This window comes from Inquilinus sp. KBS0705 (assembly GCA_005938025.2).
Taxonomy (GTDB): Bacteria; Bacteroidota; Bacteroidia; order Sphingobacteriales; family Sphingobacteriaceae; genus Mucilaginibacter.
On the sequence record VCCI02000001.1, the window covers coordinates 1085744 to 1106924 of the forward strand.

Genomic DNA, 21181 nt, shown 5'->3' on the forward strand with positions numbered 1-21181 from the left:
ATTTTAGTATTTTTGCACTGATGAATTATTTTGAATTTTACGGCATTCCCGAAACGTTTAACCCGGATGTGGCGGCGCTTAAAAAGCAGTTTTATGTTTTAAGCAAGCAGTACCACCCCGATTTTTTTGCCAACGAGGATGATGAAAAACAGCAGGAGATATTAGAACTATCTACCCTGAATAATAAGGCTTATCAAACCCTAAGCGAGCCAAATAAGCGCCTGGCCTATATATTACAAAGCCATAATTTGCTAAATGATGGTGCAAAACCACAATTACCGGCAGATTTTTTAATGGAAATGATGGATATTAATGAGCGCCTGATGGAAATTGAAAGCGCCCAGCAACTGGCCGATATTACGGCGGAAGTGCTTGCCATTGAGAGCGATATAGACGAAGAACTGGCCGCATTAACGCAGGATTATGAGCAATTAGACGATACCGCAAAGGAAAGCCGCTTAAATGATATTGCAAATATTTACTTCAGGCAAAAATATCTGTTGCGGATTAAAGAGAGTTTAAATACATTTGCAGCCCGCTTATAAGCAAACTATTTGCTTAGCATGCCCAGCTGGCGGAATTGGTAGACGCGCTGGTCTCAAACACCTGTGGGAAACCGTGCCGGTTCGACTCCGGCGCTGGGTACACATGAAAATGTGTAAAGGCTGTAAGTCAAGTACTTACGGCCTTTTTTATTTATATACATACAGTTTTACATACACTATTTGTTATTTATTTTTTTCATGCTATCAGTATTTGATATATTTAAATATGGAAGAAATTATAATCCCTGATTATTTACAAAATCCTGCTCAAATACTGATTGCCTTAGACTTGCTTGAGAAAAAAAGCAGTGAATTGCCATTTTTAGAACTTTATACTTTATTTGAGGATGCTCTTCGTATAAAAAGCGGTGATGGTTTACCAATTACAGCGGTGCATCTTGCTGGGCCAACATGCCGCGCACGCTTACATGATAATAAATTTAATCAGGCTGATAACGTGAGATTAATTGGAGTAAAATTGACGGAAATTACACAAGGCAGAGCAAATCCGTTAAGCATCCCTATATTTTACGGATCAAATAGTAAAAAAACAGCGGCTTTTGAGGTACTTCAAGATTATGGACCTGGTTACTATCAAATTACAATTGGTTGTTGGGAATGCCAATCAGAATTACGATTAGTTAATTTCGTAGACGGCACTGATCCTGATTTTAAAGATATATCTTTTGTACATAGTCGCCCAAAAGAATACTTACAGAGTTGGGATGCGATTCCTCGTGAATCAGCAACACATTTATTGGATTTCTTTAATTCAAGATTTAAAATGCCAAAGAAGCCTGGCTTTTATAACGTTACTAATGTAATAGCAGCCTTTTGTTTTTCCTTACTGGATGTAGATGGCATAGGCTATGGGGCTATTTCAAGTGGGTTTGCTGGCTATAATATCGCGCTAAAAAATCCATCCATTATAAAGTGCGTAACTGTCGAGGAATGGTCAATTACAAAATTTTACAATAACCAAATTAACGGGGTATGTACTAAAGTTGGAGCGATTGATGATGCAGGAAACATTACTTGGTAACTCAATTCATAACTTAAATTGGTCATAAAATCCCATTACTTTTCAAGAAGCGTAGAATTGGATACAACAAAATTTTGTATTCGATAGGTAACGCAATTTTTCATTTTGAGATTTATGATAATGTATTGATAGTTCAATCAAAAACGGGTTAGATAATTCAAATCGGCCTCAATCGTCAAATAGAGTGGCTAAACATTTCAGTGCATCTAAGGATAGTTCTTGATAGTAAATTCCCGGTTCGTTGTAAACATAACGCTGATCCAAATCTCTTATTGCGTTTTAAAAAATATAGTTAATAAACACGTTTTAAGTGTTTTACATCATCTATTTTTGATGGTATACCAATAGAAAAACAGCTATGAGTAGACCAATAGAAACAGAAAAAGAAGTAAATACACAGCAATTCTTTCACGGTACAAAGGCCCGGCTAAAGCCCGGCGACTTACTTTCGCCGGGCTTTACTTCTAACTACGGGAAGCAGAAAAAGGCCTTGTTTGTATACCTGACCGCAACAATGGATGCTGCCATTTGGGGAGCTGAACTTGCTTTAGGTGACGGGCCGGAAAGAATTTATATAGTGCAGCCCACAGGCCCCATCGAGGATGACCCAAACTTAACAGATAAAAAGTTCCCGGGCAACCCAACCAAATCCTATCGCACCCGCGATCCTCTTTTGATCATCGGCGAAATTACCCATTGGCAGGGGCATTCACCTGAACAGCTAAAGGAAATGAAAGATAATGTTGCACGCATTAAAGCACTTGGAATAGAAGCTATTGAAGACTAATTATTTTATCGTTTACATAGTAAGCACATAAACGCCTCCCTTTTGTGTTTCAAATTGCAGGCTTCCGTCTTGCTGTGTACTGTATTTTATTTTTTTACCGTTGTAGGTTATTACAGGCTTGCCGCCTGTATTGATATGGCATAGCTGCCCTTGCTTTGATAATACCTTAACCGCAGTAATTTTACTTTGCTGCCATTTTATATCCAGCTCAAAGGCTCCGGCTGTGCAAACGCCGTTAAATTCACCTTCGGTCCATTCACCCGGCAAAGCCGGCAGTAAGTCTATAACGCCGTTGTTTGATTGTACCAGCAATTCGTTTATAGCGGCAGTAACGCCAAGTGTGCCATCAACCTGCATTACAGTGCCGCCCCCGCCGGTAAACAGCTGCGGCCATGCCTCTGTAAAATAACCTTTCAATATTGCATTTGCCCTGTCGCCATCGCGTAACCTTGCCCATAGCGCTATTTTCCATGCCCTGGTCCACCCTTTGGCAGAGTTATCTCCCCGCTGGTTTAAAACCGCCTTTATAGGTTCTATAAATTGGGGGGTGTTTTTAACAGAAAATACATTACCCGGGTATAAGCCATAAAGTGGCGAAACATGCCTGTGTTGTTTTTCAAGCTGTGGCCAGTCTTCCGTCCACTCCTGCAGTTCGCCGTTTGCCCCAATCAGTTGCGGCCTTAACTTGCTTTTTGCTGCTGAAACTTTTTTTGCATAATCGGCATCCTTATTTAAAACCTTTGCTGCATTCAAATAATTGGTGAACAGGTTAGTGATGATCTGCATATCTATAGACGAACCCGCGCAAATAGTGGTACCCGGAATCATGCTTCCGGTTGTTTCGTCAAAGTAAGGCCCATTGCCGGGGTTACCTGTAAAATTCTCCGGCGACATGGATGGATTGGTCACCAACCATTTGCCCTTGGGGTCCATTACCAAAAAGTCCATAAAAAAATCTACTGAACCTTTTATAACCGGATATATATCTTTTAGGTATTGTTTATCACCGGTGTATAAATAGTGTTCCCAAAGCTCGTCGCAAAGCCATGCGCCGCCCGTGGTAAAGGTGCCCCAGGTTGGCCCATCCATCGGTGCCGCCACCCGCCACAGGTCGGTATTTTGGTGTAAAACCCAGCCGCGGCTATTATAGTTTTCTTTAGCTAACTGCGTGCCCTGGTCAGTTACATCCCTTATTAATTGTATTAGTGGCTCCGCACACTCGGATAGATTTGCCGATTCTACCGGCCAGTAGTTCATTTGTGTATTAATATTGGTGGTATATTTCGAGTCCCACCATGGGTTCATATCATTGTTCCATATCCCCTGTAAATTGGCAGGCTGCGTGCCCGGCCGCGAGGAAGAAATTAATACATAGCGGCCAAACTGGTAAGCCAATGCGGCCAATTGCGGGTCGGGTACGGTAAGTGCATTTGCCAGGCGTTTATCCGTAGGCAGCCAGGCGTTTGCGGTAGCAGGCAAATGCAGGCTAACCCGCTTGTATAGCTTCTGGTAATCTGCTACGGCATCACTTTTTATGGTTTGATAGGTTTTGCCATTTATACCGTTTAAATAACTTTCTACCCGCTGATGCTGATCTGCGCTTACATCCTTGTAATTTACAAAATTGGTGGCAGCGGTAAAATACAAGGTAACCGCATCGGCATTATCTATAACCAACTCCGCATTGTTCCTTTTCATGGTGCCGCCTTCGGGTATCGCTTTTAATTGGGCCTCGTATCTTAGCTTGCCCTCTACGCCCAAATAATCAGCAGATTTACCTGTTAATATTAGGCCGTTATCATCAATGCCATCCATCCGGAAATAATCGGTAGCATAATCAGAATGTTGCTGGTTGCGTACCCCTCTTAAACTTGCTTTGAACGTTATACTACCCGGTTTGCTGGCGGTTAGCCTTAAGGCGATAACCTGGTTAGGTACCGACGAAAATATTTCTCTTTTATAAGTAACACCATTACTTGTAAATTGTACACCTGCAACGCCGGCCTCAAGGTCCAGCCAGCGTTTATAGCCGCTTACGTTGTCCATCGGCTTAAAAAACAACATCAAATCAGCAAGCGACTGGTATTTTTGCTGCTCGACAGGGTAACCCATTAATTTGCGGCCAAACAGGGCTTGCGCTTCCTGCATTTTGCCCTTAAATACAAGGTCTTGTACCTCGGGCAGATATTTAAAGCCACCCTTTACAACAGAGGAGTATGGCCCGCCTGTCCAATAAGTATCTTCGTTTAGTTGTATGTGCTCTTGTGTAACGCCGCCGAATATCATGCCGCCTAATCGGCCATTGCCGACCGGTATAGCGTCGTTCCATTTTGTAGCCGGGGTACCCAACCATATCATTGCCGAAGGGTCAAAGGAATGCTGATCTATGTTTGTTGGAATGCTTGTTTCCTGCGCAAAGGCAATAGCGTTGGCGAATGTTGCTACCAAAAAGCAGCAAACGTATCTAATTTTCATGGCTTAAGTTTTAAACACAATAACTACTGTTTAAAGCTAATGAAAAATAGCGTATATGAGAATTGGCTTGTTATGCTAAGTGCCTGTTTTACTATTTATTGAATTCTCCAAAATGCCAAAGTATACCCGATGGGTCGTGCAGGAAACACTCGCGTCCCCATTCCTCTTGCCGGATTGGGGTAAGTTTAGCTCCCGGATATTTAGCCGGCAGGTTTAGCGCCAGTAGTTCGGTATAATACCGGTTTACGTCATCAACTTCTAAAAACAGCATGGTGTTATCAATCCAATCTTTTACATATGCATTTTGTAAATAAAATGCCATTGCCCCTGTTTTAAAAACAGACATATTGTGACTGATCACTACTTCTTCAAAACCTAGGTCGCGGTAAAAACTGCGCGACAGGTTAAAATCTTTAGCACCGATAAACGGCCTTAATGATATGGCTTGATGTTGCATTTGTTTGATGGAATTAATTAATGCAAGGTAGCTTTGCAAACTTAATATTGAAAATATTTTTGATAACAGCCAATAATATTACTGTTTATGTAAAATATAAGCACTTTTTGTGTAAAGTACTTCGTTAGGTAAATAAAAAGCGTAATTTTAGTTGCATGAATACCGTTCATAATAAAGATATTGCTACCAAGCAAAAGGCACTCGCCATAAATCTCGACCCCGAGATCTACGGTTCGTTTGCCGAAATTGGTGCAGGCCAGGATGTAGCCGCCAACTTTTTTAAGGCAGGCGCTGCGGCAGGTACCATTGCCAAAACCATGTCGGCTTATGACATGACCTTTTCTGATGCTATTTACGGCGTTCAACAAGTGCGCAGATATGTAAGTGAGCAACGCCTTGTATCTATGCTTAACCACGAATACGGCCTGCTATTGGAACGCCTTGCAGAGCAGCGCGGCGGTAATACTACATTTTTTGCTTTTTCGGGCACATTCTCGGCCCTAAACTACCATAAAACCAACGAAGGCCATGGCTGGATGGGTGTACGTTTTCAATTGGAGCCCAATGGTGTAGCGCACGATGTTATATTGCATGTTAAATTATTGGATAACGATAACGTTTTGCAGCAGCAAGCGGTAGGTATATTAGGCGTCAACCTAATTTACGCGTGTTTTTATTACCACGAAACATCCAAAGTGTTTTTGCTGTCGTTGATGGATAACCTCACTAAGGACCGTATACAAATAGATATGATACGGTTTGAAGGCCCGGGTTTTAGTGCTGTAGACAACCGCTTAATGAGTTTGCACCTGGTAAAGTATGGCTTTAGCGATGCAGCCGTTTTTGGCCCCGACGGTAAAAACCTGCAACCATCCGAAGTATTGTATAAAAAACATATTGTGGTAATAAGAGGGCGGTTTAGGCCGCTGATAAATGTGCATTTAGATATGCTGAACACCGGTGTTGAGCAATTTATGGACGAACCCGATGTAGATAAAAACAATGTGGTTGTTATAACCGAGCTTACCCTGCAATCGTTAAAAGAAAGAGATGCCGACCTTACCGCCGAAATAGATGAGAAGGATTTTTTAGACCGTGTTGATATTTTATGCTCATTAGGGCAAACCGTGCTAATATCCAATTTTCACGAGTATTATAAATTGGTATCATATCTCTCCAAAATAACCAAGCTAAAAATGGGCGTTGTTTTGGGTTATCCCAACCTGGAATACATTTTTACCGAAGAGCACTACCAGGATCTTCCGGGCGGTATCCTGGAGTCGTTTGCTACGCTGTTTAGCCGTAAGGTAAAATTATTTATATACCCTACCCTTCGCGGCGGCGAAATTTGGAACTCAGCAAAATTCTCGCTCCCGCCCCATTTGATAGATCTGTATCAATACCTTTTGGCCAACAATAAGATAGAGGACATTGAGCATTATAATAAAAAGAACCTGCAGGTAGAAACAGACAGGGTACTACAGCTAATAAAACAAGGCACCGATGGTTGGGAAGAATATGTACCACCCGAAGTAGCTAATATAATCAAAGAACGCTCACTGTTTGGCTACGCTTCTCAAGTTAAACCTCCTCAAACAATTTTTTAATTAACTACCATTATCTTATAATAGTTACATAACCGCTTTTTACCTCTTTACTATCTAAAGTAATGCGGTAATAGTATACCCCGGCCGGTAGTTTTTTACCGGTATAGGTACCCGCCCAGCTATTATCATAATTTCTGGCAGAATAAACCAACGCCCCCAGCCTATTATACACTTGTACCACATTTGGTGTGTAGTTAATGTTTTTAATCACCCAGCGGTCGTTAATACCATCGTCGTTAGGGGTAAATGTATTGGGTATGCTGATGGTAGATTTTACAATAATATTCACCTCGGATTCTGCTGTACAACCGCTTTCATTGGTCACGATAAGTTTATAGGTGATGTTTTCCAATGGAGTACTGGTGGTAACTTTACCATCCCTATTACTTAAGTAAGTAGCAGGCGACCAGTTGTAAGCTGCCCCATCATTTGCGGTAAGTGTAACAGTTTCGCCTATGTTAATAATAGTATTGGTGGCAGCGATCGTTGCTAATGGCTTATTTATCACAACGTCTAATTTTTGCATTTCACCCTCGCAAACGCCGTTGGTTATTGTAACGTAATACGAAGTTTTAACGCCTATCTCTTTTGTTAGGTAACTGCCGGTATTTTGTTCTATCAGATTTTTATTGGCATCATACCAGTTATATTTTTCGTTGCCGGTAGCTCCTGTAGCCGTCAAGTTTACAGAGCCGGGTGCACACAAAACAGGATTTGCAGGGTTTATAATCGGCTTATTAACAATTTTAGGAGATATATTTACAGTTTTGGTATAACTTGTTGTGATTCCATATAGGGTAAGTGTAATTTTTATTTTAAAATCTCCGCCCTGTGCAAACTGATGCGTTGGGTTTCTATCCGTAGTAATATTGTTGTTACCCGATGCCGGATCACCAAAATCCCAAACAATACTTTCATATTCAGTTGACGACAATAATTGAAAAACTGTAGGAGATGAAGCACAAAGGCCGGTTGATGAAAATGGCTGTGCATCAAAAGATATAATATTGGGCTGTGGCAAACCTAATCTTGCAGTCGCACCGGTAATCGCACCTGCATTTAAGTTAACCACCTTTAATTTAAAGTTGCAATTTAAGCCTTCGGTATTGGGTGAGTTGATAACGTGTAAAAATGCTGCATTATATTGGCTTAAATATATCTTACCATCAGGTCCTAACTGTAGCGACCCCGCGGCAATAATTTTACTTAATATAATACCATTATCAGTCACTAAGCCAGGGGTAACAGGCAGTTTAACCTGGTAGATATTAGCATCGGCTTCGCTGTTATATTCACTGATATAAAGCAGTTTTCCGTTTGGCGAAAATTCTATGCCATAAGGTATATCGCTGGTAAAACCGGTTAGTTTTTGCGGGTTGGATATTGTGCCATTACTAATGTCGAAATCAAATAGTTCAACAAACGGCACAGTTTCATCGTTTGCCCCTAAAGCTAATTTTGAACCATTAGGAGAAGCTTTTAGCGTTCCTATATTGCTAAGTACCCCGCCCGCATTAGGTGTGCCTGTAGTTGATAAAACCGGTGTTGTGCTGATGCCATTCACAGTTAGCAGCCAGGCACAAAATACATTTGACTCGGCTTTATGGCCTATTACCCAAACATCTTTGCCATTTGAGTTTAATACCGCAGTAAGTTTTTCGGTAGTTGCTGGCATCAGCAAGGTGTTTTTTGTTGTTACATCGCCCAGGCCACCATCACCGGTAATGTTTACTACAGAATAATTTAAACCATTGCCACCACCATATGCGCTAACGGTAAAAACATAGTACAGCTTATCATTATCAGGGCAGGGAACTATAATGGCGCTTTGTGTGGATGACAAGTCGCCAAATAACCCGTCGCCATTTTTCATTATGTCGTGATTTTTATTCCAGATGGTAATACCATTGGTATAAAATAAAAGGCCGCCACTTGAATTGGCAATACTGGCACAACCTTCTTGAGTAGTCATTTTACTATCACCCAGCGCAACGGGCGACCCACTATCAAAGCTGACAGCCGCAGTAGAACCAAAATACCACAAGTTATTTTGTACCTGGGCAATTAAACCCAAATTATGGAAAAGAAACAGGGAGAATAAAAATAAAGATTTTACTATAAAACGCGGCACTAATGGTACAATTTAGCTAATAATGATAAACTGACTCAAATTAAATATAATTTCACGTTACTATAAAGGTATTATAAAAGTTACCTGAATTTATTTTACACCGGGCTGGTAGGCATATACAATTTGGTAGGGTGTGTTTTTAAGTTTAGCCGATATTTGGCCTATTGGCATATCCTCTAATTGCGGTGTAGGTTCGCATACTGAATAAGTTTTTCCGTTATAAATTATAGGGTCGCCTATGGGTTTGCTAAATTCAACAGCCATGGTTATGTGGGTTGGGTATAGCAGGGCTATCATAGGCAGGTTATATATTTCTTTTACCAGATAAAAGAATAAAGCCGCGCGATCATCACAATCGCTATAGCTGGCATAAAGGGTTTGTTGTGGCGATAAGCGTTTTTCTTTTCCAAAATTTTCATCGTCATTCTCATACAAAAAAGCATAGCGGGTAAAGCGCATCAGGTAGTCAACGCCTTTCTTTTCATCCATCCCCTTTAAGTTTTTTCTGAGCATAGGTATAAGCGATCCATAAGTTTGTTTACTTAAGGGGATATTGAAATAGGTTTCGAAACTAACCCCGGGATAGTTATTGAATGCCTTTTCCAGGTCGGAGTTTAGTTTTATGCTAAAATGATATGTTTTGTGCCCGTATACAAACGACATCTGTTTCTCTATATCGTGCTCGGGTTTAAAATCAGGGATCAGCGTAACTTTATAGGAAAACGCCTGTTTGGCGGCGGGTACATTTATATTGACAGGTATAGGCGGGTCTTCATTCAGGTCCGCCTTAGCATAATCATGGTAGTTTAAGCATACGTATTGTCTGTCATCTACTATAAAGAACGGGATATCCCTTATATCCTCGTTATTATAAACGTAAAATATGATCTTTTGATGCGATAGCGCCAGCCTGGCATCATAACCAGAAGCAGATAGCATAAACCATTTGTAAAAAGTATATCTGCTATAATTAGTTTCTTTCGGACTTATCTGCTGCGCAACACGTCTGATGAGTTGATAGTACATCCAGTCGTTTAACTGGTATTGTTTCTTGTAGCTTAATAGCGAATCAATTATAGGTTGATAGCGGGCTTTGGTAACTTGGTCATACCCCAGCTTAATATCTTTATCTGTAGGCGTTTGTGGTATGTCAATTAATGCGCTTTTATCTACATTAACAATAAATATGTTACGGTAAAAATCGACATGCACAGGTAACCCCTGCCCTTTTGCAGCGATATATATAAAGCTAAATACAGGTAATAATAAAAAGCAAAGCCTTTTCATGGCTTTATAATTTGGTTATATTAAATGTACGTTTTTTTAACGATTACTTAATACAAAAAATTGCAATTTATAATCTCGACGGCGGCACTCCATACGCCTTCTTAAAAACAAAAGAAAAATGCGATAGGTCTTCGAACCCGAGGTCAAGGTAAACGTCAGAAGGCGCTTTGCCTTTTTCTTTTATAAGATAATAAGCCTCTTGCAATCTGCGGTGCAGCAGCCACCTGCTCGGAGTAGTATTAAACAACTTTTCAAAATCGCGCTTAAAAGTAGCCAGGCTGCGGCCCGTTAAATAAGCAAATCGTTTAAGTTGTACATTAAAATGAAAATTCCGTTCCATAAAACCTTCCAGATCAATTTTGCCGGGTTCGCTAAAATCGAAAAGAATATGCTTTAATTCGGGATTGGACTGTATTAACAGTAAAATAGCTTCACGTTGTTTTAAAGCCTGTAATTCGGAACTCATAGACTGCCCCGACTGGTAATAAGGAATAAGCGACTCCATAAAGCTTTTATATAGTGGCCTTGGGGCAATATCTATTATTGCCCTGTTATCGTACTGTTTTTCGGCCTTGTACCCATATTCGATACTTAAATTGCGCAGCATTTGCTGATCAAGGTATATAGATACCGATTGAAAAGCACCGTCTGCCGGTGGTTGCTTATTAAATTTCATTAAGTGATTTCTCCGGCTTAATCTAAAATCTCCTTCCTTAGAGTAATAAGTATGCTCACCATCGTTAACGGTGAGTGTACCGGATATTTGGTAGCTAAAGACGTGTTCGGGTATAAATTGCTCGCCACCACGGCTACTGGTATAGTAACAGGAGTAGGCAATCTGCGATTCCGGTTTAGGTGTTTCCCCTTTTTGCATTTGTTGATTGAATTAACAGGTTGATCAAGTGGATATAACTATCTACTGGATCAACCTGTTGAACTTATAATTACTTTTTCAAAGTTAAGTATCTTTTGCCATGCTCGGTTTCCAGAAAGTTAACCGCGTCGTCATGGTCTGTTGATATGCTTACGCTTTCCCATTTTTCAAGTTCGGCCATTTTAACTAATTCAGAGTGTTTTACTATAGCCACTGCTTCGCTGCCTAAAAGTAAATGTAGAGGTGGCTGCGGTACATCAATCATATCTATCATCACTTTAGCTGATTTGTTTGGGTCGCCCATAGGCACAAAGGCTTTTGTTTTAAACATTTGTACACGTGTATCTACGGTATGTTCATAACCATCTACATGTGGTGCATAGGTCATCGAGTCGCCTGCCCAGTCGGTACGGAAGCCTCCGGGTTCAACACAAATTACCTTTATGCCTAAGGGTGCTACCTCAATGGCCAATCCTTCGCTAAAGCCGCTTAAGCCAAACTTTGCCGCCTGGTATATACTTACACCGCCACTGCCTACACGGCCACCCATCGAGCTCACTTGCAAAATATGGCCCGAGCGTTGCTTGCGCATATGAGGTAAAACTGCGCGGGTTATTTCAATTGGGGCATATAAGTTAGTTTCCAGTTGGCTGCGTACCTGCTCGTCTGTAAAAGCTTCTGCCGCGCCGGTAATACCAAAGCCTGCATTGTTAACCAAAACATCTATACGGCCAAAATGCTTAATTGTACTTTCAACCGCCTGGTATACCTCATCTTTATTAGTTACATCAAGCTTTATCTGGAACAGGTTGTTAGGGTACTGGTCTGCCAGGTCATTTAAACTTTCTATGTTTCGGGCTGTTGCGGCCACCTTATCGCCTTTAGCTAATACTGCCTCTGTTAGGTTTCTTCCCAATCCGCGGGAACTTCCTGTTATAAACCAAATTTTTGTCATGTCTTTAATTTTTGTCAAGTCAAAGGTACGGTGATTGGTAAGGCTTAGCTTTGTTGTAAAGCTCAAAGTGGCTTTGTTAAAAAGCTCATACATTGTCGCAATTCACCCTTATACTCGTCTCTTTTACACCCTTTAACTATGCTTTTATTGCAATAGCTTTGTTTTAATCAACAAACAATATTATTTACCTAAAACACCTAAAATGAAAAAGATAAGACCCTGTTTATGGCTGGACCACAATGTGAAAGAGGCAATTGATTTTTATACCAAAGTATTTAAAAACTCAAAAGTACTTAGCACCACCTACTACCCAAAGGATGCCCCTGGTTTTGGCGGAGAGATACTGGTAGCCGAAATTGAAATAGAAGACCAGCAATTTATGTTGCTGAATGCCGGGCCAATGTTCAAATTTAATGAATCGATATCGTTTAGTATTGATGCCAACACACAGGAAGAAATTGATTATTACTGGGATAATCTTACAGCCGATGGCGGGCAGGAATCGCAGTGTGGCTGGTTAAAAGATAAGTTTGGCTTATCGTGGCAGGTATCACCAGGTATGTTGGGCAAATTGTTGCAGCATAAGGATGCTGATAAAGCCCAACGCGTAATGCAAACGATGATGCAAATGGGCAAAATAATTATAAAAGATTTAGAAGACGCAGCAGCTTAGTACTGTAAGTAAAGTATTAAGCCGGTATTTGGCTCATATCCATATATAACACGTTCCAACGGTGCCCGTCAAGGTCGGCGAAGCCAAACCCGTACATCCATCCCTGGCTGCTTGCCGGTTGGCTAAATATTTTGCCGCCGGCTTGGGCAACTTTCACCGCCATGGCGTCAACATCATCCCTGCTTTCAGCATCAATAGAAAACAATACTTCGGTGCCGTAAGCAGGGATATCGGTATTAGTAAAGTTTTTAAAGGTGTTCTCTTCAAACAACATTATCACTACGCCTTTTTCGCCTACTATCATGCAGGCAGAGTTTTCGGTATTCCCGCGTTCGGTATTGAACGAAAATCCTAACTCGCTAAAAAACTCTTTTGATCGGCTTACATTTTTTACCGGCAGGTTTAACCAAATTTGCTTAGTCATAATTATAGTTGTTTTGTATCGAAACTAACACTGGCAATTTAGCTTTCTTTTACAAACCAAACAAGCTGCTATTTGCTTAACGGGCATTATTGATCCAATTCTTTTTAAAATTCGAAGGGTTCTCTCCTACTATCTTATTAAACAATTTGTTAAAATACGATAGGCTATCAAAACCGATGGCATAACAGGTTTCGGTGATGTTTTTACCCTGTATAAGCATGTTCTTAGCACGCTCTATGCGGTATTGATTCACAAAATCGGTAAACGTTATATTGGTTTGGCGCTTAAAGTACCTGCAAAAAGCGGCAGTTGTTAAATTAACCTTGGCGGCCACAACATTTACATCGGGTTTACGGTGATAATTGGCATCAATGTACTCGTATATAGCACCCATGCGTATTTTGTCTTTAAGGATGAAGTCTTTACTCGTCTCGTCCTTATTTAGCACTTCTGTTTCGTTTGTGTGCGCCAGTAGGTTAAATATATTTATCAATTCAATTAATTGCTCATAAGCGCTTAAATCACCTAATGTTTTAAGTTTTTGCGCCACATTAGCTTTGGTTTGCCCTGTAAAGGCAATACCAAGGTCGGCCTTTTTAAATAATTGTTTTATTGCTGCAAACTCGGGCGATGTGCCTATCGCTGCGCCTAAAAAGTCGGTACGCAGTTGTATCACTATTTGATGATAATCACTTCGCAGGCGGTAATCAAAGTTTAGGTGAGGCACGTTCCCGCCAATAAATACCAGGTCGCTTTGGGTATAACCCGATATATGTGCTCCAACATGCCGTATGCCTGCATCAGCTTCCACATACACTAATTCAAATTCCGGATGGTAATGCCATAAAAATGTATTGCGCAGGCGAGGAGAAAACAGCTTGAACGATTTACCCGGTTCAAATTCAACACGCTCTAATTGTATCTCATTCATTCTCAGTTGCACTTATAGGTTTAATAAATGTAGATAATAAATCAATGCAGAGCAAATATTGGTCATTACGAAGGATATGCTGCTTTCAAACCTACCCTACCTTTGATGTATCAAACCAATAAAATTATGAGCATGCAACCCATGACACCAACAATGGCCCCGGCTATGAAAGCCAACGAGGCACATAAAGTAATTCCGGGTAATCCCTCAACTGCCACCTCCAGCCAAATAAAACTTAACGACCGCAGTAACGGTAAGCCGCTAAAGGTATTAAGCGAAGATGATTGGAAATTTTGGATAGAGAACGGTTATGTGATCGTTAAAAACGCGGTGCCAAAAGAGCAAGTAAAAAAGTTGGCCGATTACCTTTGGGAATACGAAGGTAAAGACCCTAACGATATTGAAAGCTGGTATAAAAAGCCCAATGCCCAAATGCAAATGGCCGAGCTGAACAATACCGGCATGGTGGAAATATATAACCACCAGTATATGTGGGATAACAGGCAACACCCCAGGGTGCACCAGGCCTTTGCAGATATATGGGGTACAGAAAAGCTATGGGCTAATATTGACAGGGCTAACCTAAACTTTCCGTTGAGGCCGGGTTTTGAGTATAAGGGCTTTATACACTGGGATTATGACCCCGAAACCAAACCGCAAAATGTGCAGGGCGTACTGGCATTGGCCGACCAAACTGACGAAACAATGGGCGGGTTTCAATGCATACCTGAGCTATACCGCACTTATGATACCTGGAAGTTGACCCAACCTAAAGACCGCGACCATTATAAACCCGATACCACAGGTTTTAAAATTGAAAAGGTAAAGTTAGAAGCCGGCGACTTATTGATATTTAACAGCCTTGAACCGCATGGTATACGCCCCAACACAAGTGGTAATAAGGTGCGTATAGCGCAGTACATATCTATGATGCCCGCACAACAAGACAATGAAGAGTTGGTAAACTGGCGAATAAATAGCTGGCAAAGCCGCGAAGCCATGCAGGGCTACGCCTTCCCCGGCGACCCGCAGGAACGTGAAAAGAAAAACCCCGTTGCCGAGCTATCGCCATTAGGCAGGAAGCTGTTAGGGTTAGATAGGTGGTAAAATAAAAAAACTAAAAGGCCCGTCAATATTGATGGGCCTTTTTTAGCTAATGCTATTACTTAATTAATCAACAGCTAAAACATTGCCGTTAGTAGCTTTACGTTTTAGTATTAAAGCTGTAATAATGGTAACTACAAGCCCTACCGGGAATATTTCGAGATAGGTCATTAAAACCACCCATGCGGGCGATCTATACATCTCTTTCATCTTATTTATTCCGCTTATTTTATCTGCTTTTTCTGCGATGCTGGCACTGCTACTTTGAATTTTTGTGATCATATGCGCCGAGTATTTATCCATAAAATCGGGAATGAATACATAGTAATCTATTAGCCATACCACTACATACATAGATGACGCGATCAGTGTAATGTAAAGCCCTATTTGAAAAGCCTTACCAAAACTTACTACACCATTATTGTACTTATCCCTGTAATTTTTAACGCCTATAAATACAAAGGCAAACGCTATTATCATTGAGGCATAGCCCAACAGCATATTGCCTTCAAAACTTCCGCTGTTATAGCACAAGGCTAAACCCCCAACCAACCACGCCGATACGATAAGCCCGGCTATAAGGCCAAATACCAATACAATTCTTTTCATTATTTTATGTGTTTAAGTGATGGCTCAAAACTCAATAACAGTGTTTATTTAACGGTCATACTTTAGGGTGATTTTTAAATTAGCGCAGGCTTTCATACTAAAGTATGATGCTTTATGGTATCAAATTTAAGCGTTTAGCCTTTTCTATGGCCTGGGTACGCCGCTGCACCTGCAGTTTTTCAAAAACTTTTGATGAGTGGGTTTTTATGGTGTTTAACGATACAAACAACCTTTCGCCTATTTGGTGGTTACTTAGCCCCTGCGCCATTAATTGTAATACTTCCAATTCGCGTTTACTAAGGCCAAGTTTATTCAACTCACTTTGGTTTAATACAAACCCGGTGTTGTTTTCAATTACTTCCTTTTCAACCAAAATAGTTTTAGGTTTAGTTAGTTTTATAGCCAGCCAAATACCCAACAAGGTAAAAAGTACTGCTATGGCGCCTGCATATATTTCAAATGCATTATCTAATATGATGTAGCGCCATTCCAGCCATTTCATTAAAAAAAACAAAGCAGCAAGCAATGCGCCATATAGCAATGCCGACCGGTTACGCGAAATAATATTTAATGTCATTTACTACTTATGTAAGCCCTAAAATAAAAAAAATTAGCCTGTAGTATCATTTTTCTTAAGATGTGGTAATTGTAAATATGTTCGTCGTTAAATCTAATTATCAGCAACAAAACTACGGTGGCACTCGTATCAGCATCATTAGTAAACGCCGGGGTTTTAAATCCTTGTTAAATGCTTTACTTTTATTAATATTATAGCTTTAAATAATCGCCAGTAAATGAAAAGGGTTTCAGTTGTTACCATTAATTTTAATCAGGATAAAATAACCGAAGAACTATTAGTATCGATAGAGAAAACTAACACTTACGATAACATCGAAATAATTGTTGTTGATAACGGTAGCACGGTAAACCCAATTCCGGATTGGATAGCCAAATATCCCAAAGTAAAGTTTATACGGTCTGATGTTAACCTCGGATTTTCGGGCGGTAACAATATTGGCATTAAACAAGCTACGGGTGACTATTATTTTTTGGTGAATAACGATACAGAGTTTTCGCCAGGGTTAGTTAAAAAGCTCACAGACATACTGGATACCCATCCTGAAGTCGGCATTATATCGCCAAAACTTGTTTATGATTATAATCGCGAAGTTATACAGTACGTTGGCTTTACCTTAGTAAATTACTATACATGCCGCAATCGGGCCGTAGGTAAAAACGAAAAAGATACAGGGCAGTATGATAACTTGTTAGGCCAAACCGGTTATTGCCATGGGGGCGCCATGATGGTTAAACGCGAAACCTGCGAAAAAGCCGGCTTAATGGCCGATAACTTTTTTATCTACTTTGAAGAGGTTGATTGGGGCGAACGAATCAACAAATCGGGCTACCAGGCGTGGGTGCGCGGCGATGCGGTTATTTACCACAAAGAATCGATGACGGTGGGTAAAAACAGTCCGTTTAAGGAGTACTTTATGAACCGCAACCGTATACTTTTTATCAGGCACAATGCACCGGCTTTAAAGGCTTTGGTGTTTTACATTTACTTTATACTTGTTGTAGTACCACGTAATGTGATCAGCTATATAAAAGAGAAGAAATACAATTTTATACCTGTCCTTTTTAGGGCGGTTTGGTGGAATGTTACCCATAATAAACACAGTACCGAGTTAGGTTACACAATTAATAAGGTTAAATGATAATTACACTCTGGATAAGCTTATTTATTGTTTTTTACACTTTTGTAGGCTACGGCATTTTGCTGTACATCATCATAAAAATAAAGCGGGTTATTAAGGGTAAGCCTTTATTACAAATAGTTGCCGATACCGAACTACCAACCTGTACGCTGGTAGTAGCCGCTTATAACGAGGAGCATTTTATTGCCCAAAAGGTTGCCAATACCCTGCAGCTAAATTACCCTGCCGGCAAACTAAAATTTGTTTTTGTAACTGACGGATCATCAGATAAAACAGCCGAAATAATAAGCCAATACCCACAAATACAATTATTGCACAAACCCGAACGCGCCGGTAAAATAGCGGCAGTACACCGTGCTATGGCTTTTGTTGATACAGAAGTAGTTGTTTTTACAGATGCCAATACCTTTTTAAATGCAGAGGCTATCAGCCGTATTTGCCGCCATTATGCAGATAAAACGGTTGGTGCCATAGCAGGCGAAAAGAGAGTGCAAATTGACGAAAATGCCGATGCCAGCGCTGCCGGCGAGGGTTTTTACTGGAAGTACGAATCGGCATTGAAAAAATGGGACTCGGAGCTTTACTCGGTAGTAGGTGCCGCGGGTGAATTGTTTAGTGTAAGGCGCGAGCATTATAAGGATGTGCCTGCCGATACCGTTTTAGACGATTTTATGATATCGATGCTGATTGCCGCCCAGGGCTACCGTATTGTATACGAACCCGAAGCATACGCCTTAGAAACAGCATCAGAAAATGTAACTGAAGAGTTAAAACGCAAAATAAGAATAGCCGCGGGTGGTATACAATCTATCCTGCGTTTACAAAGCCTTTTATTACCTTTTAAATTCCCGGTGTTATCCTTTCAATACATTAGCCACCGTGTGCTTAGATGGACGGTTACCCCGTTTTTTTTAATACTGGCTTTTATAACAAATTTTGCAGTTGCCTTTGCCGAAAAAGGATTGCTTTATGAGCTTTTGTTTGCCGCCCAGGTGTTTTTTTACCTGTTGGCTTTATTAGGATTGGTGATGGAGAAGCGCCAGATACGCATTAAGGTGCTTTTTATACCCTACTATTTTTGTGTAATGAATTATGCCGTTTTAGCAGGTATAATCAGGTACTTCACTAAAAAGCAAAGCTCGGTTTGGGAAAAGGTACAACGGAAAATGTAACTACTCCACTCCTTTTACGTTCATTTTCATGGTATATATGGCTGTTGATGCGGTCACAAACAATAGGTCACGGTTTTTACCACCAAAACACAAATTAGCCGACCATGGTTCGGGGATATCTATATGCCCTATCTTCTCGCCTTTTGGGTTATATATAGTAATACCGTTTCCTGCAAGGTAAAGGTTACCCTTCTCATCCAGCGTAATGCCGTCAGCACCTTGTGGGGCAAACTCTTGTTTATCGTCCAGCGTGCCGTCGCTATCTATATTAAATTTATATATTTTGTTGCCTCGTATATCTGCCACGTATAGATAATTACCATCGGGTGTACCCACAATGCCGTTGGGTTGTTTTAAGGTTTCATCAACTATAACAGGTTGTGCAGCGCCATTAGCAAGGTAATATACCTTTTGGCCGTCTAATTCAGATTTTGTGCGTGTCCAGTATGGGCGCTGGTAGTATGGGTCGGTAAAATAAATGCCACCCTTTTTATCAACCCAAAGGTCATTCGGGCCATTTAAAAGCTTTCCGCCAAAATCTTTCATCAATACCTTTATTTTGTTTTTACGCTTTACCTGCCATAATTGGTTATGCTCATCCGCGCAAACTATTAGGTTGCCCTTATTGTCAAAATACATCCCGTTTGGCCGGCCTGCGCTGTCCAGGTATACATATAACTGGCCATCGGTAGTATACTTCCATATTTTATTATTCGGCTGATCGGTAAAGTATATATTCCCCTTTTTATCAACCGCAGGGCCTTCTGTAAAGGCAAAGTGCTTAGCAATCAATTGCGGTTTTACCTGCGGATCAAAAAGGGCTGCCGTTTGTGCTTTTACTGCGCTTGGTGATAACAGTAAAAATAGACAAGTAGTTATCAATAAGTATTTTATGTTTTTCATTTAATTGATTTGATAAGGTTGAAGGTATAATCCAAAATCGCTTAAAGCAATACTTACTGGCGCTTTGGTTATACGCAAGCGTACTTTGTTAGTGGTAATTTTATCATCTAATTTTATCAGGCGGTTGCCACCAATACTGGTTGCCTTTGCTACCTCTTGCCATTGGCCTTTAATAAACGCATCTACACTAACTGCATCAATACGCTGGCCCAGTTTAATGTTTTCGCGCAGGCGTATCACATTAAATGTTTTTGGTTGGTGCAGGTTAATTATCAATTCAGGGGTTGTTATTTTATCGTCTGTAGCCCAATAACTATAGCGGTTATTATCTAAAAGGTTGGCGGCACCGTATTTAGCTTTGTTTTTGCCGCGGGTGTTGCTGGCAGCTAAGGTTGCGCCTTTAGCCAGGTTAACCGCAAATGTTTGTTTTAGTATGTTGCCAAATTCCTTTAACGATTGTACATCATTATCATTCAGCACCCCTCTCCTGTCGGGAGATAAGCCAAGGTCGAGGCAGGCTCCATGGCCAACACTTTGATAAAATAACTTAAGCAGCGCTTGCGGTGTTTTAACCGAATCATCCTGCCTTGCATGGTAAAACCATCCCGGCCTTAGTGCTACATCGCATTCAGCAGGCATCCAGTATTTACCATCGCGGTGGCCATCGGTACCTTCATAATCCTTTACATAGCCGTTCCCTGGCTTCTTACCCTCATCGGGTGCATGTGGGGTATAGGTGGCCCAGCTGGTTTCTCCCGCACGGCCATTCTCGTTACCTACCCAGCGAACATCCGGGCCAACATCGCCAAAAATTACGGCATTGAGCTGCATTTTGCGGGTTATACCCCATGTTTCGTCCCAGCCGTAATAGGTAGATCGGTCTATTTTTCGCACCTCTTTTGCTCCGCCATAATAGCCATCACCGCCGTTGGCACCATCGTGCCACGATATAAACAACGGGCCGTAATTGCTGTATAATTCTTTCAGTTGCTCGCGGTAAACCTTAGTAACATACTCGGGCTTCCCATATAAAGGACTATTCCTGTCCCATGGCGAGCAGTATACGCCCATTTTCATGCCCAGTTTATCGCAGGCCTGGCGGTATTCTTTTAATATATCGCCTTTGCCGTTTTTGTAGGGGCTTTTTGATATGTTATGTTCGGTTGTTTTAGTGGGCCACAAGCAAAAGCCATCGTGATGTTTGGCTACTACTACAATACCTTTAAAACCGCCTGCTTTAGCTGCCCCAACAATTTGCATGGCATCAAACTGCTGTAGGTTTATAAGCTTTGGATCCTCATCTCCATAACCCCACTCCTTATTGGTATAGGTATCCGGCCCCCAGTGTATTATACAATACATTTCTGTTTCCTGCCAGTTAAGCTGGCCCTTTGTAGGTAGCGGGCCGTAAGGTTTTGGTGCAGGTTGGCTTATAGCAAACAATGGTAGCAGTAAAAAAATCAAGAGGTATTTCATGCGGGTAAACG

The 21181-nt window shown here is 41.0% G+C and carries 20 protein-coding genes and 1 tRNA gene; 9 read left to right on the plus strand and 12 right to left on the minus strand.

The window, feature by feature from the left end:
- The first annotated feature begins 20 nt into the window (after nt 1-20).
- The 4 genes from hscB (at nt 21) to arr (ending at nt 2374) form a co-directional block, all read left to right on the plus strand.
- Nucleotides 21-545, plus strand: coding sequence for a Fe-S protein assembly co-chaperone HscB (gene hscB / locus FFF34_004820; protein ID TSD66730.1), 525 nt, complete (start codon nt 21-23; stop codon nt 543-545).
- Between the two features lie 20 nt (nt 546-565).
- Nucleotides 566-645: transfer RNA gene (locus tag FFF34_004825), tRNA-Leu, on the plus strand.
- A 3-nt stretch (nt 646-648) separates the two neighbouring features.
- Complete coding sequence (locus tag FFF34_004830; protein TSD66731.1) at nt 649-1587, plus strand: hypothetical protein; 939 nt, start codon at nt 649-651, stop codon at nt 1585-1587.
- 358 nt (nt 1588-1945) lie between these two features.
- Nucleotides 1946-2374 (plus strand): NAD(+)--rifampin ADP-ribosyltransferase, encoded by a 429-nt coding sequence (arr, locus tag FFF34_004835; GenBank protein ID TSD66732.1) that lies wholly within the window; start codon nt 1946-1948, stop codon nt 2372-2374.
- 12 nt (nt 2375-2386) lie between these two features.
- Here arr and FFF34_004840 read toward each other — a convergent pair whose 3' ends face one another.
- Nucleotides 2387-4849, minus strand: coding sequence for a glycoside hydrolase family 95 protein (locus tag FFF34_004840; GenBank protein TSD66733.1), 2463 nt, complete (start codon nt 4847-4849; stop codon nt 2387-2389).
- Nucleotides 4850-4940: 91 nt separating this feature from the next.
- Nucleotides 4941-5306, minus strand: a complete 366-nt coding sequence (locus FFF34_004845) for a glyoxalase (protein TSD66734.1) — start codon at nt 5304-5306, stop codon at nt 4941-4943.
- A 155-nt stretch (nt 5307-5461) separates the two neighbouring features.
- Here FFF34_004845 and FFF34_004850 point away from each other — a divergent pair, with 155 nt between their 5' ends.
- Nucleotides 5462-6913, plus strand: a complete 1452-nt coding sequence (locus FFF34_004850) for a TonB-dependent receptor (GenBank protein TSD66735.1) — start codon at nt 5462-5464, stop codon at nt 6911-6913.
- 10 nt (nt 6914-6923) lie between these two features.
- Here FFF34_004850 and FFF34_004855 read toward each other — a convergent pair whose 3' ends face one another.
- The 4 genes from FFF34_004855 to FFF34_004870 all read right to left on the minus strand — a co-directional run bounded on the left by FFF34_004855 (nt 6924) and on the right by FFF34_004870 (nt 12160).
- Nucleotides 6924-8885, minus strand: coding sequence for a T9SS type B sorting domain-containing protein (locus tag FFF34_004855; protein ID TSD66736.1), 1962 nt, complete (start codon nt 8883-8885; stop codon nt 6924-6926).
- A 249-nt stretch (nt 8886-9134) separates the two neighbouring features.
- Entirely contained in the window at nt 9135-10289 is a 1155-nt protein-coding gene (locus FFF34_004860) for a hypothetical protein (GenBank protein TSD67961.1), read from the minus strand.
- Nucleotides 10290-10398: 109 nt separating this feature from the next.
- Entirely contained in the window at nt 10399-11205 is an 807-nt protein-coding gene (locus tag FFF34_004865) for a helix-turn-helix transcriptional regulator (GenBank protein ID TSD66737.1), read from the minus strand.
- A gap of 70 nt (nt 11206-11275) precedes the next feature.
- On the minus strand, nt 11276-12160 hold the full coding sequence (locus FFF34_004870) for an SDR family NAD(P)-dependent oxidoreductase (GenBank protein ID TSD67962.1): 885 nt from the start codon (nt 12158-12160) through the stop codon (nt 11276-11278).
- A gap of 202 nt (nt 12161-12362) precedes the next feature.
- Here FFF34_004870 and FFF34_004875 point away from each other — a divergent pair, with 202 nt between their 5' ends.
- Nucleotides 12363-12833, plus strand: a complete 471-nt coding sequence (locus tag FFF34_004875; GenBank protein TSD66738.1) for a VOC family protein — start codon at nt 12363-12365, stop codon at nt 12831-12833.
- Between the two features lie 16 nt (nt 12834-12849).
- Here the strand turns inward: FFF34_004875 and FFF34_004880 are convergent, their stop codons facing one another.
- Nucleotides 12850-13257: an extradiol dioxygenase gene (locus FFF34_004880; GenBank protein ID TSD66739.1), complete on the minus strand. Its 408-nt coding sequence runs from the start codon at nt 13255-13257 to the stop codon at nt 12850-12852.
- 76 nt (nt 13258-13333) lie between these two features.
- Nucleotides 13334-14188: a helix-turn-helix transcriptional regulator gene (locus FFF34_004885; GenBank protein ID TSD66740.1), complete on the minus strand. Its 855-nt coding sequence runs from the start codon at nt 14186-14188 to the stop codon at nt 13334-13336.
- Between the two features lie 141 nt (nt 14189-14329).
- Here FFF34_004885 and FFF34_004890 point away from each other — a divergent pair, with 141 nt between their 5' ends.
- On the plus strand, nt 14330-15295 hold the full coding sequence (locus FFF34_004890; GenBank protein TSD67963.1) for a phytanoyl-CoA dioxygenase: 966 nt from the start codon (nt 14330-14332) through the stop codon (nt 15293-15295).
- Nucleotides 15296-15358: 63 nt separating this feature from the next.
- Here FFF34_004890 and FFF34_004895 read toward each other — a convergent pair whose 3' ends face one another.
- A complete protein-coding gene (locus FFF34_004895) occupies nt 15359-15901 on the minus strand; it encodes a DUF4199 domain-containing protein (GenBank protein ID TSD66741.1) in 543 nt (180 codons plus the stop codon).
- Between the two features lie 112 nt (nt 15902-16013).
- Nucleotides 16014-16478 carry a DNA-binding response regulator gene (locus tag FFF34_004900; protein TSD66742.1) on the minus strand — a complete coding sequence of 155 codons (465 nt, stop codon included), beginning with the start codon at nt 16476-16478 and terminating at the stop codon, nt 16014-16016.
- Nucleotides 16479-16695: 217 nt separating this feature from the next.
- Between FFF34_004900 and FFF34_004905 the strand changes: the two genes are divergently transcribed.
- Both FFF34_004905 and FFF34_004910 read left to right on the plus strand, forming a co-directional pair.
- Nucleotides 16696-17619 carry a glycosyltransferase family 2 protein gene (locus FFF34_004905; protein ID TSD66743.1) on the plus strand — a complete coding sequence of 308 codons (924 nt, stop codon included), beginning with the start codon at nt 16696-16698 and terminating at the stop codon, nt 17617-17619.
- A complete protein-coding gene (locus FFF34_004910) occupies nt 17616-18791 on the plus strand; it encodes a glycosyltransferase family 2 protein (protein TSD66744.1) in 1176 nt (391 codons plus the stop codon). The genes FFF34_004905 and FFF34_004910 overlap by 4 nt, the downstream gene beginning before the upstream one ends.
- Here FFF34_004910 and FFF34_004915 read toward each other — a convergent pair whose 3' ends face one another.
- Together FFF34_004915 and FFF34_004920 are read right to left on the minus strand one after the other, a co-directional pair.
- Complete coding sequence (locus tag FFF34_004915; protein TSD66745.1) at nt 18792-19694, minus strand: SMP-30/gluconolactonase/LRE family protein; 903 nt, start codon at nt 19692-19694, stop codon at nt 18792-18794.
- Nucleotides 19695-21170: an alpha-L-fucosidase gene (locus tag FFF34_004920; GenBank protein ID TSD66746.1), complete on the minus strand. Its 1476-nt coding sequence runs from the start codon at nt 21168-21170 to the stop codon at nt 19695-19697. It abuts the gene before it with no gap.
- Nucleotides 21171-21181 lie beyond the last annotated feature (11 nt).

Excerpts from the sequence above, each read along its gene's own strand:
- hscB (TSD66730.1), top strand. The coding sequence starts at position 21 with ATGAATTATTTTGAATTTTACGGCATTCCCGAAACGTTTAACCCGGAT.
- FFF34_004830 (TSD66731.1), top strand. The coding sequence starts at position 649 with ATGAAAATGTGTAAAGGCTGTAAGTCAAGTACTTACGGCCTTTTTTAT.
- arr (TSD66732.1), top strand. The coding sequence starts at position 1,946 with ATGAGTAGACCAATAGAAACAGAAAAAGAAGTAAATACACAGCAATTC.
- FFF34_004840 (TSD66733.1), bottom strand. The coding sequence starts at position 4,849 with ATGAAAATTAGATACGTTTGCTGCTTTTTGGTAGCAACATTCGCCAAC.
- FFF34_004845 (TSD66734.1), bottom strand. The coding sequence starts at position 5,306 with ATGCAACATCAAGCCATATCATTAAGGCCGTTTATCGGTGCTAAAGAT.
- FFF34_004850 (TSD66735.1), top strand. The coding sequence starts at position 5,462 with ATGAATACCGTTCATAATAAAGATATTGCTACCAAGCAAAAGGCACTC.
- FFF34_004855 (TSD66736.1), bottom strand. The coding sequence starts at position 8,885 with ATGACTACTCAAGAAGGTTGTGCCAGTATTGCCAATTCAAGTGGCGGC.
- FFF34_004865 (TSD66737.1), bottom strand. The coding sequence starts at position 11,205 with ATGCAAAAAGGGGAAACACCTAAACCGGAATCGCAGATTGCCTACTCC.
- FFF34_004870 (TSD67962.1), bottom strand. The coding sequence starts at position 12,160 with ATGACAAAAATTTGGTTTATAACAGGAAGTTCCCGCGGATTGGGAAGA.
- FFF34_004875 (TSD66738.1), top strand. The coding sequence starts at position 12,363 with ATGAAAAAGATAAGACCCTGTTTATGGCTGGACCACAATGTGAAAGAG.
- FFF34_004880 (TSD66739.1), bottom strand. The coding sequence starts at position 13,257 with ATGACTAAGCAAATTTGGTTAAACCTGCCGGTAAAAAATGTAAGCCGA.
- FFF34_004885 (TSD66740.1), bottom strand. The coding sequence starts at position 14,188 with ATGAATGAGATACAATTAGAGCGTGTTGAATTTGAACCGGGTAAATCG.
- FFF34_004890 (TSD67963.1), top strand. The coding sequence starts at position 14,330 with ATGACACCAACAATGGCCCCGGCTATGAAAGCCAACGAGGCACATAAA.
- FFF34_004895 (TSD66741.1), bottom strand. The coding sequence starts at position 15,901 with ATGAAAAGAATTGTATTGGTATTTGGCCTTATAGCCGGGCTTATCGTA.
- FFF34_004900 (TSD66742.1), bottom strand. The coding sequence starts at position 16,478 with ATGACATTAAATATTATTTCGCGTAACCGGTCGGCATTGCTATATGGC.
- FFF34_004905 (TSD66743.1), top strand. The coding sequence starts at position 16,696 with ATGAAAAGGGTTTCAGTTGTTACCATTAATTTTAATCAGGATAAAATA.
- FFF34_004910 (TSD66744.1), top strand. The coding sequence starts at position 17,616 with ATGATAATTACACTCTGGATAAGCTTATTTATTGTTTTTTACACTTTT.
- FFF34_004915 (TSD66745.1), bottom strand. The coding sequence starts at position 19,694 with ATGAAAAACATAAAATACTTATTGATAACTACTTGTCTATTTTTACTG.
- FFF34_004920 (TSD66746.1), bottom strand. The coding sequence starts at position 21,170 with ATGAAATACCTCTTGATTTTTTTACTGCTACCATTGTTTGCTATAAGC.